Genomic DNA, 13,885 nt, shown 5'->3' with positions numbered 1-13,885 from the left:
CATTCATCCTCATTTCGAAATTATTTCCCTCTAATAATTATAAATTAAACTAGTAAACTGGATAATTCCGATATCAATATAATTATGGCAACTGACACACAAGTACAAATATTCATAGATGGTGATCCCATCCCTGCTTTTAAAAAACTCTCTCTTTCTCAAGAAATAGATGCACATCATAATTTCGAATTAGTTTGTAGAAAAGATGTACTAGAAGAAGTTACTGATCATATTTCTGGAGAAAGTATTAACTTTCTGGGGGCTATTTTTCTATTAAAAATACAATCCGTCAATGGGTTTTCTGAAAATGAAATACTCGAATTTAAAGGTATTGTAACATCTATTAATACAGTAAAAGGTTTTTATCATAAAACAGGAGATTTAATACACATATTAGGCAAAAGTTGTAGTATAATTGCTGATGATGGACCACATTATGCTTCGCATCAGGATATAGGAATTTCAGAGATTTTAGAAAAAACGTTTACGGGATATGACAAAGGAATTTTACAATGTAATATCTCTCCCAAAAAAGTTACTCCCATACATTATAGTGTTCAAAAAGAAGAAAGCGCTTTCCAATACGCGAGTAGACTGGCAGCACAATACGGAGAATGGTTTTATTATGATGGATCTAAATTGGTATTTGGGAAACATGAAAACAATGATCCTATAAAACTTCGGTATGGTTATGATTTATTAGAGTTATCTATGAAGTTAGAAGCTATACCTAATAACTTTAAATATTTTACCAATGATTATCTAACAGATAATTTTCACGAAGTAAAAACCAACGAGTTGAATTCTAATTCTAAAGGTTTTATTTCTACCCTCAATCAAAAGAGTAACAAGTTATTTCAGAAAGAAACACAGGTTTTTGTGAGTGCTCATGATGATCCACAAATGAAATCAAGAATAGATGATCAAATATTACATCAAAAACAAGCTAATGAAGTAAATCAAATAAAAGTCTCCGGAAAAAGTAGTAATCCCAGTATTGCCCTTGGGAGTAAAATAATAATAGACGGAGAGACCTCATCTTATGGAGGTTACAGAATTACCAAAATAACACATAATTGCAGTGAAAACGGCAGATACGAGAACACCTTTGAAGCTATTACTGCAGAAACAGATGTTTATCCAAAAGCTTCTATTAAAGCATATCCAAAAAGTAAATCGCAGACAGCGGTTGTAGTAGATAATGTAGACCCAGAAGGAATGGGGCGTGTTAAAATACAATATGCTTGGCAAAAAGAAACAGGAGAAACGTCTCCTTGGATTAGACAGGCAAGTCTAGCTGGTGGTGCAGGCCAAGGAATGTATTTTGTTCCTGAAAAAGGAGATGAAGTTATTGTGGATCATGAAGGTGACAATGCGGAATTACCTATTGTAAAAGGAAGCGTAACTAACGCATCATCTGTTCCTGAAAGTTTTAAAAGTGGAAATAATCATCTAAAAGCCATCAAAACAAGAAGTGGTAATCAAGTAACCCTTAATGACGCAGATGGTAGTGTTACCATCGCAGACCCTAGTGGTAATACAATAATAATGGGTGGTAATGGAGAAATCACTATCAATGCACCAAATAAAATCACCTTCTCCTCTACTGATATTGCTATCGAGGCGAGTAATAATTTAACGATGAATGCAGGTAGTAATGTTGCTGCTAGTGCCGGTAGTAATTTTAGTGCTAATGCAGCTAGTAATATGAGTTTGGATGCAGGCAGTAGTTTTAGTGCAAAAGGCAGTTCTAGAGCATCCTTAGAAGGAAAAACGACTTCTATTAAAGGAAAAAGAGTTTCGATTAGCGCATCCGTGATGGCCAATATACAGGCCGGGGTTGCTATATCCATTGCAGCAGTTGGTGTGGCAGTAGCCGCAATTGGTATGGCTAAATTTAAAGGTAAAACGGTCAAATTAGATGGTGGAGAAGTAGATATTAATTAATCCAGAATCAACCCTAAAATGAATCTAGTTAAAAATAAAAAGCAAAAATTTTCTTTGCCTATAAATACTAATTCCTTTAAGTACAGAATAGAAACAAAACAGACCATTAATTCTATGGGTGCTAATAAAGAGAACATAATTGCTTATGAGGTTTCTAAACGGTTTCTAAAAAGAGATGAATTCGGATATTTATTCGAGGTTTTAGTGAACACAAGGGAAAGAAAAACAACAGATTGTAATCAAGAAATGGATGATTACTTATCTAAACTTCAAGAAAAAATTATTTTATATACAAATGAAATTGGTCAAATTATTTCAATAGTAAACTTTGGTGAGATCGTTGAAATATGGGAAGATATTAAAAGGAATTTTAGAAAAACATTTAAGAAAACTAAAGATATTGATCAAATTATGGAAAAAATGTCCCTCATAATGTCTAAACAAGATAATTTCTTGACATTATATATTAAATCAGAAATTAGTTCTTTATTATTCCCTCCCATCTATATTGATGAATTAGAATTATTAACTACTGGAACACTTCAATTTAAAGTAATTCCATATTTGTTTGGTGTCTTTTCTGCCCCACTTAATATGCTTACAAAATATTTAAAAGACCAATCTAAAAATAGTGAAAGAATAATTGGCAGATCCGGGTTTATTAAAGAATCTCTTTTTGAAAGAATTGCTATACAACAAATGTATAGAGAGATTTACAGTTCCCCTTCTATGAATGCAAGTATTAATTGCGATTGTTCTGAAATGTTTTATATAAATCAGGAAAATAATATTAATAGTAGTTATCAAGTATTGAATGTCTCAATAGGTGAAGTGTATAGTTTTAATCAATTTACAAATGCAGTAATGCAAAAATAAAAAAGTATCATGGCTAGACATAAATGTATTCCAAGTACAACCAAACTTATGTGCACTGGCGCTCCTCCAGGAAGCACCTGTGCTTTAATGATTAAGGATTTAAAAGTAAAATTAAAAACACAGCCATTAGGTATTGAAACAGATATGGATTTCCTTGGTTTTGGAACCTGTAGCGTAAAAGGTCAAGCTTGTAAACCTGATGTTGAAGCTTGGGACTATTTGTCAGATTCTAAAAAAAGATCTAGTGGTAAAAGGTTATTGACAGGCGATAGTATATTAGCTTGTAAAACTGGGCCAGGAATGATTTCTATTAAAATAGCCCCCCCAAAACCTCCTATCCCTGATGAGAATAGCTTTTTCGGATCTATAGAAAATGGTTTAAACAATGTCGAATCTATGCTTACAGCACCTGCTAGCGGTCTTGCTAAGGCTGCCGGTAATTCATGGTTGGGGAAAAAAGCAATAGGGCTATTCAAAGGGGCTTCTAAAATAGCTGGAGATGCACAAGAAGCCATCATAAAAAAAGGAGCCGATTGGGGAGTAGAAAATGGCACCCGGTTTTTTGTTGATGTTGCCAATAATTTAACCTATCAAGCAACTCATTATGGATCAAAAGCCATGAATTTTGTAATTGAATCTGTGGATGAAGGAGCTAGCAATGCTTATAACACCGCACAAGAACTAGTGAACTACGGTGAACGAATAGAAACCTCAGATGATAAATTAGAAACCATATTAGATATTGCTGAAGAAGAGCGTCAGGAAGCTATACAAAGTGCGAGTGAAGGAATTGAACATTTTAGTAAGGAGGTTGATAAATTTAAAGAAGCTCCTATGGATTATATGTTACAAGGATATTGGGATGTTAGATCGGGGTTGACTGATGGTATTGAAACATTTAATGATACATCATTATCTCAAGAAGAGAGAACTACTGGTATGATCGATGGCGCTGCCCCTGCAGTTATGTATGCTGTTGAGAAAGGCACTATGGTCGCGGGCGGCATAACAAGTGCCAGAAGTGCGGTATTAAAAGCTAAAACCGTATTTAAGAAAAAAGGGGATGGAAACCTTAATGTAGACAGTAAACCAAATCAACAAACTCAGAACGGAAATTCAAATACTGATGGATCGAATTCTGAAAATAATGATAGATCAGATTCACAAGAAACAGAAGAAACCAATGTCGCTAACTCGAATAATCGATGTGAAGCGGGAGACCCAATTGATGTCGTTACAGGAACTGTGATTTACGATTATATTGATTTCAATATTCCTGGCATTATCCCTATTCAATGGAAACGAAATTGGTATTCAGATTCTACATATTTTGGACCTCTTGGACATGGTTGTCACCATAGTTATGATATACAACTAAAAAAGAAAAATGATGAATTAATGCTCACATTACCAGACGGTCGAGTTGCATTTTTCCACAATCTCACTAATGAAAAAAAACAAAATTATAATCGTTCAGAAAAACTAACTCTTACTTTATTAGCAAATCGAAAATATGAATTATTTGATCATGTAAAACAACTAATTTATACTTTAGAAAATAGATCAAACATATATCGTCCAATTAGACTTACTAATTTGAAAGGTGTCTTTATTCAATTCCAATATATAGATTCACGATTGCATAGAATTATAGATACTGCAGGAAGAGTAATCAAAATTTATTCAAATAAGCGTAATCATATTATTAAGATATCTATACATCACAAATCAAAAGAAAAAACACTTGTTAATTATGATTATAATGATTCTGGAGATATGGTCTCAATAACTGACACTCTGGGCAAACCAACACTAATAACATATAAAAACCATTTAATGATTTCTAAAACTGATCGTAATGGCCATACTTTTTATTGGGAATATGATGGAGTGACTTCGGGATCTAAATGTATACATAACTGGGGAGATGGAGGTGTTCTAGATTACTATATAGAATATAAAAAAGGATATAATATTGTTACAGATTCTCTTGGTTATTCGTCACTATATTATTATAAAGGTAATATCGCCACTAAAATTATAGACCCTTTGGGAGGAGAAGTTACAAACGAGTATGATAAAGATCAAAACCTAATCAGATTCATTGATGAAGAAAAAAATGAAACTACTTATTCTTATGATGAAAAAGGTAATATTTCTACTATAAAAAAACCAGACAGTAGTACCACCGATTACACTTTTGATGAAAAAGGACGTTTACAATTGTTCATTCAACCAGAAGGAGGAACTTTAATACAGGACTATAAGAGAGACCAATTAGATTCTATAATATCACCAGATGGTTTAATGACTACTTTTTCATATAATGAAAAAGGAATGATTTCTAAAATTTTTGATGATCAAGACAATCAAACCAAATTATTTTATGATGAAGATCATAATCTAATTAAACTAGAATTAGCTAATAAAAGCATATCCACTTGGGAATATGATGAATGGGGTAAATGTGTCACTGCAATTAATCATAAAAAACAAAAACAACATTTTTCATACGATTTATTAGGGAGGATCATCAATATAAAATTACCGGATAACAATGAAATACAATTAAAGTATGATGGGTATGATCAAATTATAAAAACTATTGACAAACATCGTACGGTTAGCTTTGAATACACACCAATAGGAAGTCTAAAAACAAGAGAAGAAAATGGTGAAAAAATGTATTTCAGATATAACAATGAGGACCAATTAATAGGTGTAATTAATCATGTAGGAGAATCCTTTAACTTTATTCGGGACGCTAAAGGAAATATCATTCAAGAAGAAAACTATGATAATAGCATCCAAAAATTTAAGAGAGATAAAGTAGGCAAAGTTATTAAAGTAGAACGTTCAGATAGTAAGTACAGTAACTTTAAATATGATTTGTGTGGTCGAATATCACGTGTAGAACATCAGGATGGCAATTGGACTACCTATTCTTATAATAAAGATGGAATGCTAATTGAAGCGGTAAACCAAAACAGTCATATAAAATTTAATAGAAATGAAGTAGGGAAAATTCTATCTGAAAATCAAGATGGTTATATTGTAACTAGTCAATATGGAGAATTGGGAATACGTACAAGTATCAAAAGTAGTTTAGGTGCTAACATTAATTTTGAGCATTCAGTTACAGGAGAAGTAACTAGAATGACTGCTCATATCAAACAGGATAATCCTTGGGAAGCTAACTTTTCATACAATAGCTTGGGTATGGAAACTGAAAGAGTGCTTCCTGGAGGAATAAGAAATAGTTCCGAATATAATGGATCAGGAAGCCTTAAACAACATAGAACCACCAGTAATGGTAGTGAGCAACGTAATCGCCTATATGCCTGGGATGTAAATTCTAAATTACAACGAATCACTAATAACCTTACAAATAAAGCTACAAATTTTAGTTATGACGCTTTTAATAGTTTAGCTTCTGCTCAATATGAAGATGGGAGTTATGATTATAAACTTCCAGATGAAGTGGGTAATTTATATCGAACAAAAAACAAAAAAGATCGTGAATATGGTAAAAACGGCAAACTCCATAGGTCTGGTTTTACCAATTACGTATATGATAATGAAGGTAACCTGATAGAAAAAAGCGGTCCTGAAGGTTCTTGGAAATATAATTGGGAAGCTGGGGGAATGTTACAAAGTCTTACCAAACCAGATAAAACTACAATAGAATTTGAATACGATGCACTAGGTCGTCGTACTGCAAAAAAAATATTATCTCCTCGAGCGGAGTCGAGAGGTGGTGTAATTGTAAGATGGATCTGGGATGGTAATGCTCCTTTACACGAATGGAAATATGATTTGCAAAATAAACCAAAGTCTATAGTTGATGTCTCCGGTAATATTACTAAAGATAAAAAAGAACCTATAGAAAATTTGATTACTTGGATATTTGATCAAAATACTCTTAGACCTGCTGCAAAAATAACATCACAAGACACCTTCTCTATAATAACGGATCATATAGGTACTCCAATAGAAATATATAATAAAGCTGGTAAAAAAACCTGGCAAGCAGAATATGATATCTATGGAAAAGTTCGTAACCTTGCTATTGGTTCTTTGGAAGATTGTCCATTTAGATATCAAGGTCAATATGAAGATATAGAAACAGGGTTATATTATAACAGGTATAGATATTATTCTCCTGTAGAAGGTATATATATATCCAAAGATCCCATTGGTCTAGCAGGTAAAAATCCTAACCAATATGCATATGTAAAGGATGTAAATAGTTGGTTAGATAAATTTGGATTAGATCCTGAATATTTCCCTCTAGATGAATTAGGAAGATCTACAGGAGGGTTTACTGAAGTGGACGCTTCGGTACTTGGAACTGGAACGGACGCAGGTTCATATGATCCTCCAGGATGGCAAGGAGGTGGACACCCCTATCACCAACAAAGAGGACATTTAATATCTAATAATCACGGAGGAAGTGGATCCCATCCTGGGAATATAGTTACTATTACAGATGGTACAAATCACTCCAAATTAGGAATGACAAAAGTAGAAAATAAAATAACGAAGCTTGCTAAAAATGGAGATACCATTCTTGTAGAGGTTACACCGAATTATACAGGAGATAATCCTGTTCCTAATTCAATCAGCATGTATGCAATAGATCAAAATGGTGATGTAGTAGCTGATACAACTATACCTAATGGATTAAGACAAAATACAAGCTGTTGTAAACCGAGATAAAATGAAATTTGATTTAAAGAAAAATAATGAAAATGTTGAAAATGGAGATTTAAAATCTTTATATTCTTACAAATTTAAAAATGGAAAGAAATTCCCAGATTCATATATAAAATTTGTTGAGGAATTTGGATATGGACTATCGAGCAATCTATTTATCATCTATATTCCTATGGATGATTTTGGTGACTCTTTTTTTGTCAGAACTGAAGAAATTCGTGAAACATATCAAGATGTTTTAGACGATGAAGATGAATTATGGTTTGATCTAGAACCAGATATATCTTATAATATGTTAAAGAATTTAGTTCCTTTTGCAATGAGCGAAAATGGGCATTACCTATTTTGGGATATTGAAAATGGTAATTTAAATGAATTTGATATATACATAACTGATTTCAGAGGTCTAGGATTTACTAAAGTTGCAAATAATTTATATGAATTCTTCAGTAAAATTACCTCAGAAACAAATTTTAAAAAAATACTCCCATTTAGCATAAATCCATACCCTCAAAGTTTTAAACCATTCAAGCTAGAATAATGGTTATATGTTTTAAAACTAAATTTTAAAATAAAAAGTATAAGAAGTAGTTATGAAAACCTATTATAATGATACTCTTAGAAAAGTAACTTTTGAAAACAAATCAATAATTGCGCATGATGTTATAGACTATTTCCACGCATTATCAGATCATTTGGAATCCTATATCGGTTTTTTGAATGTCTATGATGACGTAATTATTTTCAAATGGTTAGCAAAAAATAAATGGATTATTGATCATCCTGTTGTACCTGACACATTACATCGACAACGTTATGCAACTAAAGAAGAGTGTTCTGTTTTTATAAAAAAAGTATACAATGAAGATGATATTTTTCATTTTCAAGGGTTTGAGGATGTACCTATAGGAGAATTTACCCTAGACGAGATGATAGCCTTTAGAGAAGAGGATGACTATCTACTAAGGGAAGAAGAACCACCTACTAGAAAAATAATTATTTCAAAAAGCACAACACCAACACTTAAAAAAACCACTAAATCATCTAGAATCCTCGGAGATATTACAGTTCCAAAAGAAGAACTCAGAACCAAATCTATTACTAAGGTTTCTACTAAAAAAAAGAAAAAAACATCACCTCTAAAACAGTTTAAGGAATCTACAGAACAATTAGAGAAGGAAAATAAACAATCTAGTATAGCTAAAACTTCTACTAAACCTATTTTAAAAAAGGCAAATAAACCTACACCTATTCAAGATAAATCTGAAGACAACAGCCTTCTAAATTTAGAGAAAACTACAAAACCTAAAAAAGATATTAAAACCTCTTTGGTTATGGGGGAAAAACTTGGCAAGGATCAAAAATACCCTAACCCTCCTACTTCACCCAAAGTAAAAACAAAACCCAATACGGTTAATAAAAACAAATCAACAAATAATGACAATAGCCTATTTAGTATCTAAGCAGGTTTATGTATCCTATTCAAATTATATTTTTAAAAGCTAATAATAATTCTCTTTTTCTATTCTACAGTTACTTAAAGTTTTCAGATACACTCATTAAACAAATAACTACTGCTCCATTCTTTAAAAAAACTCCACATCAAACTGTAGTTCATCCACAAGTTCGAACTAAAAATCCTCTATTAAGATCGTATCACTTTTCTAACTAATATCTTAAATACACTTATTACATCGTGTAATAAACTAACTTAAATATTTACATCATGATAAATAACTTATCAAATTTAGGAACTTCCTTAACTAAAGAACAGCAAAAAACAATTAACGGAGGATTATTACCATGCCATAATAATAATGATTGTATAGATCTTACTGCTAGTTATAATTATCATTGTGTTTCTTTTCCTAGTTCTCCTTTTGGTAAACTATGTGTCTTAAGATAATCACTAAACACTATTAATAACTTAAATTTTTATACAATGAAAAAACACATGTTAAATTTAGAAGGAGTGAAAATCCTAAATAAAGAAGCTCAGAAAACAGTAAATGGAGGATATGATGGATGTGATTGTGGAGTTGTCACTAATATGCCTTTCTTTTGTCCACACAGAAATTGTGGCTAATAACTCTATTATCAAATAAAAATGTAAAACCTTCATCAATTTAAAAATTGATGAAGGTTTTTTATAATTGACTGATGATATCAAATTAAATAATATACTATTCTAAAACCGTTAACTCATATGCAGGCAAATATGTTTTTACATTACTAAACTCTGTGTTAAATAATCTTACACGATATGTTCTTCCTTCTGGCAAATCTTTATTTGGTACCGAAGGTGATATAAGCTCATAAGATAAATTATTAGTTCCATTAATGAATTGCTGTGTCGCAGTCTGGTTAACAAGAACCTGATCTAGTGTATCTTCTCTCGTTAAAACATCTTCAATATTCACTTCATGGATTTCAAAACCTATTTCCCCAAAATCTAAATCAAAGGGACCATCACCATCAACAAAAACAGGATCTATAACAGCATCTAAAACAACATCTATAAAAAACAGAGAACTAACGCCTACTTCTGTCGTATTAAAACCGTATTCAGAACTTACTCTTAAGTCTCCACATTCTCCTTCACTAATAATAATAGCTCCTAGATCTTCTAATTTGCATACTTCTTCAGGGATTTCATTAAGCATTAGATTTCCTGATAGATCTAATACATCTAGAATTGTTAATGCACCTAATTCTTTAGGGATATCTGTAACTACATTATTACGAAGATTAATTGTTTTTAGATTTACTAGTTCACCGATTCTAGAACTTATAGAACTAATATGATTATTCTCTAAATTTAAATCTGTTAGTTGAGATAACATACCTATTTCATCAGGAATAATACCATCTTCGCTTGTTAAAAAACCTATATTATTATTAGACAAATCTAATTTCTTAAGTATAACAGCTTCAGAAATACTATTGACAAACTTCTGTATTCCTTCACTTCCAGTTATGGTCAAAGAATCTAATCTTGTAAAAACTCCAAACCCTTCGGGTATAGTAGTCAGGTTCTTATTATTGATAAGAGTAATACTTCCCAAATTTGTTAATCTAAAAAAACCTTCAGGGATTTCGAAAAAATTATTATTCGTAAAATTTATTTCTTCTAAAAGTATAAGCTGTCCTATATCACTAGGAATAACATCCAATGGAATGTCTTCTAAAATTAAATTTTCTAACTGATTCAAAGCCCCAACTCCTTCTATTTCATTAATTTCAAAATGATCTAAATCAAGTTCTTTTAAATTTGATAAAGAAAATAGGCCTGGTAAAAAATCATCTATTTGTATCGTTAGATTGGTTCCTCCTGATAGTGACAAATTTTCTAACTTTTTTAAATCAAATAATTCATTTGGAATATTGCTTAACTCATTATTTTTAAGTTTTAAAACTATTAAATCTTCTAACAGATTAATTGTCGGAGTAAGTACCTTAATTCCTTTGTTCTCTATATCCAACCCAATTAGTTTATCATTCTCAATAACAAGTCCTTCCCAGTTATTAATATTGTCTAAACTATCACTCCAATTAAGGGTGTTATCAGGATTATCTTTTAATATTTTTAACAACACATTATTTACATCCTCGAAATCATCTTCTATTACAGTGGTAATCAGATCCGCTTCAATTTCTTTAGTACACGAAAGAATTAAACATGCACATATTGCAAAAACTCTCAAATACAAATTTTTCATAAATCAATATTTAGATTAAAGACTACGTCTATTAGTACAAATATGTTTGAAAAATTGATCATTTAATTTGCCCAGTGGTCTAATGACACGATTTTGTGGATGAACGATTCCTCTTTTTTAAAAGTTAGAAATATCGATATCTCACAGAAAAATATCATAAACACAAAACCCCGAAAACTGAACATTAATCCATAAAATCCAAACCAAAATCCTCAAAATAATATATGACATTACAATAAGTTTTTAATTCGTTTTTATAATGCTTTCTAAAACTTTGAAAAACAAAATATCACGAATGAATAATAAGAGGAGAATTAAAAAACAATTTCTATATACATTATTAACATCCCTTATGTTTTGGTCATATTCGCCTTCATTGTCAGCTCAGAGTCATAAAGTGGCATTTTCTATAAATGGAGGTATTGTTCAGAATGGCTTTGGCGGAATGATTACCGGAGATTATAAAGTTAATGACTTTGATTACCTGCAATTTAATTTACAAGGTAGTTTTGCAACTTTAGAACAAAATAATATAGATATCCCTGTAAATACATATTCATTTAATACAGGTTTCTTTTTCGATATCCTAAGAAATAATTCAAGAACCTTCGCGCTTTCTCTAGGAGCTGGAGGTACCGTAGGATATGAAATCATCAATGAAGATGATAGCTCTATAGAAAATAATCAAATACTAACTATAGAAACAAAAAATATTGTTTACGGAGCATATGCCGGTATAGATGCCGATATTTTTCTTTCGCCGGTAATCACTTTAAACATAAAATTAAATGAAATCTATCATATCAATAGCGAAATTGGTGAGTTTACACCTTATGCAGGTTTAGGAGTAAAGTTAATTCTAAAATAAGAAGTGGAATTCAACTTTTCTAAATAAAAAATCGGGCATATTTCTTACTAAATAAAACATAAAATAATGGAAAAATCATATTACGGGAAATCAATTAAAAACACACTACCTATTGTACTATTTTTTTTATTGATTAATCAATCATTTACTATGTCCGCACAGACAAAAACAAAACTACCAGAACGATTAATTACTGAATATACCGGTATTCTTTCTACTAGTGGTAAACGGACAAAAGTTAATATTCAAGGTACTTGTATTATAAAAACAAAAGGATATAGAACATACGCTTTTTATTTTAGTAATGGAGTTCCTTCTATATCAGGTATCAAGTTTATTAAAAATGATGACACCTATACATCCACAGTTATTTATAATGGTAAAAGCCTAGCTATTACAGTTGATGAAGAAGGAGATCTTGTTATAGGATCTACAGCTACTAATACAATAGCTTTTTCCGGAAGTAGTATTAACGAAGATAATGACATATATGATGATACTGATATTTTAACTGGTAATAACATTCATTTAAACACCGGAGGATCAGAAATAACGAACAGCAATGGTAACTTATCACTAAGTACTGGAAATACAGGAGTTTCAATAACAAATGGAAATGTTTCTTTAGAAACTGGAAATGTAAGCATCAATACAAGTTCTAATGGAAACAGTGATGTTACTAGTTGTATTTTAGAGCATAATCATAGTTATGGTATGCTATTAAACTGTAATTCTTCGGAAATTAGTAATCTTCCTAGAAAAACTATTGGCATCTATAAGGGAAAACTCGAAGCTTTCGCCACCCAAACACGAAAAGGAATATGTACCATCATAGAGACAGGTTGTAAAACATATCGTTTGGACTTTAGTAATGGCATACCTTCCATTCACGATATACAATTCGGAAGAAAAAACGATTTTGATGAGTATACCTCGGTTATAGTAGAAGGTGAATATTCTTCAGCAATAGAAATTGATATGACATTTAATGACCTAGAAATCGACGGAGAAATTCTACGTGTATCATTTGATGGAAAGAGAAATTAATAACGAAACTCTTGTTTGTGTATTGAAAAAAGATTCGCCGAACTAAAATCATGTGTTCGACGAATCTTTTTATAGCGTTATATTATTCTTATTCTTTTGTAGAGTTCTTCTTTATACGTTCTACCAATCGGAATATGATAATTTTGAATTTCTATTGTCTGATCTTGCTCATAAAATGAATCTATCATATTCCAGTTTATAATATAAGATCTATGAGTTTGAACAAAAAATTTGCGGTTTAATGCTTTTAGTAAACTAGTTATGGAGTGACGCACTGATAATTTTTTACCATCAGAAGTGATAATAGAACAATAATTTTTAGAATCTGTATGAGCAAAAATAATAGTATCTATTGCAACTTTAATTAGCTTATTTCCACATTTAATAAACAAGTAAGTAGATTGTTCCGTACCCTGTTCTTCTACTTTTTTGGTTTCTAAAGGCTCAGGAGACAATACTGAATTTTTATACAAAGAGTTTACCTTTTTAGTTAACCCTAAGCTAGCATGTTTTGATTTGATATAAAATCCAACAATAATACCATCTGAAGTATGTTTGATTATCTGTTTTTGTATAGTAAGTGATGCATTCAAATTACTTAGCGATGTGTTTTTTAAATCATTAAGATCAATATCTAATTCTTTTAAATAAGAATCATCTGACTCTATATTATAAGTTTTCATAGTACCTGCTTTTTTGATGTTCACTTTAT

General features: G+C 31.1%; 11 protein-coding genes. 9 read left to right on the top strand and 2 right to left on the bottom strand.

Annotated elements, in window-relative coordinates:
- Positions 1 to 84 precede the first annotated feature (84 nt).
- From BMY33_RS20245 to BMY33_RS23615, 7 genes are all read left to right on the top strand, one after another.
- Positions 85 to 1,947 carry a type VI secretion system Vgr family protein gene (locus tag BMY33_RS20245; protein WP_091411926.1) on the top strand — a complete coding sequence of 621 codons (1,863 nt, stop codon included), beginning with the start codon at positions 85 to 87 and terminating at the stop codon, positions 1,945 to 1,947.
- Between the two features lie 18 nt (positions 1,948 to 1,965).
- Positions 1,966 to 2,823 (top strand): hypothetical protein, encoded by an 858-nt coding sequence (locus BMY33_RS20240; protein ID WP_091411924.1) that lies wholly within the window; start codon positions 1,966 to 1,968, stop codon positions 2,821 to 2,823.
- Positions 2,824 to 2,832: 9 nt separating this feature from the next.
- On the top strand, positions 2,833 to 7,542 hold the full coding sequence (locus BMY33_RS20235) for a DUF6531 domain-containing protein (protein WP_091411921.1): 4,710 nt from the start codon (positions 2,833 to 2,835) through the stop codon (positions 7,540 to 7,542).
- Between the two features lies 1 nt (position 7,543).
- On the top strand, positions 7,544 to 8,080 hold the full coding sequence (locus tag BMY33_RS20230) for an SMI1/KNR4 family protein (RefSeq protein ID WP_091411919.1): 537 nt from the start codon (positions 7,544 to 7,546) through the stop codon (positions 8,078 to 8,080).
- A 52-nt stretch (positions 8,081 to 8,132) separates the two neighbouring features.
- Complete coding sequence (locus BMY33_RS20225; protein ID WP_091411917.1) at positions 8,133 to 9,002, top strand: hypothetical protein; 870 nt, start codon at positions 8,133 to 8,135, stop codon at positions 9,000 to 9,002.
- A gap of 263 nt (positions 9,003 to 9,265) precedes the next feature.
- Positions 9,266 to 9,445 (top strand): hypothetical protein, encoded by a 180-nt coding sequence (locus BMY33_RS20220; protein WP_091411915.1) that lies wholly within the window; start codon positions 9,266 to 9,268, stop codon positions 9,443 to 9,445.
- Between the two features lie 36 nt (positions 9,446 to 9,481).
- The gene (locus tag BMY33_RS23615) at positions 9,482 to 9,625 is read left to right on the top strand and encodes a hypothetical protein (RefSeq protein ID WP_170837142.1); all 144 of its coding nucleotides are present in this window, start codon (positions 9,482 to 9,484) and stop codon (positions 9,623 to 9,625) included.
- 97 nt (positions 9,626 to 9,722) lie between these two features.
- Here the strand turns inward: BMY33_RS23615 and BMY33_RS20215 are convergent, their stop codons facing one another.
- Complete coding sequence (locus BMY33_RS20215) at positions 9,723 to 11,258, bottom strand: leucine-rich repeat domain-containing protein (protein ID WP_091411914.1); 1,536 nt, start codon at positions 11,256 to 11,258, stop codon at positions 9,723 to 9,725.
- 295 nt (positions 11,259 to 11,553) lie between these two features.
- On the opposite strand from BMY33_RS20215, the gene BMY33_RS20210 reads away from it, so the two are divergent.
- Together BMY33_RS20210 and BMY33_RS20205 are read left to right on the top strand one after the other, a co-directional pair.
- Entirely contained in the window at positions 11,554 to 12,126 is a 573-nt protein-coding gene (locus tag BMY33_RS20210; protein ID WP_170837141.1) for a conjugal transfer protein TraO, read from the top strand.
- Between the two features lie 66 nt (positions 12,127 to 12,192).
- Positions 12,193 to 13,173 (top strand): hypothetical protein, encoded by a 981-nt coding sequence (locus BMY33_RS20205; protein WP_091411911.1) that lies wholly within the window; start codon positions 12,193 to 12,195, stop codon positions 13,171 to 13,173.
- 77 nt (positions 13,174 to 13,250) lie between these two features.
- Here the strand turns inward: BMY33_RS20205 and BMY33_RS20200 are convergent, their stop codons facing one another.
- Positions 13,251 to 13,856, bottom strand: coding sequence for a LytR/AlgR family response regulator transcription factor (locus tag BMY33_RS20200; protein WP_091411910.1), 606 nt, complete (start codon positions 13,854 to 13,856; stop codon positions 13,251 to 13,253).
- Positions 13,857 to 13,885 lie beyond the last annotated feature (29 nt).

The sequence above is a fragment of the Aquimarina amphilecti genome, assembly GCF_900109375.1.
GTDB classification, from domain to species: domain Bacteria; phylum Bacteroidota; class Bacteroidia; order Flavobacteriales; family Flavobacteriaceae; genus Aquimarina; species Aquimarina amphilecti.
Note: the sequence above shows the minus strand (reverse complement) of the source record. Positions and strands in the feature narration are given on the sequence as shown.

Coding starts and splice junctions, on each gene's coding strand:
- BMY33_RS20245 (WP_091411926.1), top strand. CDS start 85: ATGGCAACTGACACACAAGTACAAATATTCATAGATGGTGATCCCATC.
- BMY33_RS20240 (WP_091411924.1), top strand. CDS start 1,966: ATGAATCTAGTTAAAAATAAAAAGCAAAAATTTTCTTTGCCTATAAAT.
- BMY33_RS20235 (WP_091411921.1), top strand. CDS start 2,833: ATGGCTAGACATAAATGTATTCCAAGTACAACCAAACTTATGTGCACT.
- BMY33_RS20230 (WP_091411919.1), top strand. CDS start 7,544: ATGAAATTTGATTTAAAGAAAAATAATGAAAATGTTGAAAATGGAGAT.
- BMY33_RS20225 (WP_091411917.1), top strand. CDS start 8,133: ATGAAAACCTATTATAATGATACTCTTAGAAAAGTAACTTTTGAAAAC.
- BMY33_RS20220 (WP_091411915.1), top strand. CDS start 9,266: ATGATAAATAACTTATCAAATTTAGGAACTTCCTTAACTAAAGAACAG.
- BMY33_RS23615 (WP_170837142.1), top strand. CDS start 9,482: ATGAAAAAACACATGTTAAATTTAGAAGGAGTGAAAATCCTAAATAAA.
- BMY33_RS20215 (WP_091411914.1), bottom strand. CDS start 11,258: ATGAAAAATTTGTATTTGAGAGTTTTTGCAATATGTGCATGTTTAATT.
- BMY33_RS20210 (WP_170837141.1), top strand. CDS start 11,554: ATGAATAATAAGAGGAGAATTAAAAAACAATTTCTATATACATTATTA.
- BMY33_RS20205 (WP_091411911.1), top strand. CDS start 12,193: ATGGAAAAATCATATTACGGGAAATCAATTAAAAACACACTACCTATT.
- BMY33_RS20200 (WP_091411910.1), bottom strand. CDS start 13,856: ATGAAAACTTATAATATAGAGTCAGATGATTCTTATTTAAAAGAATTA.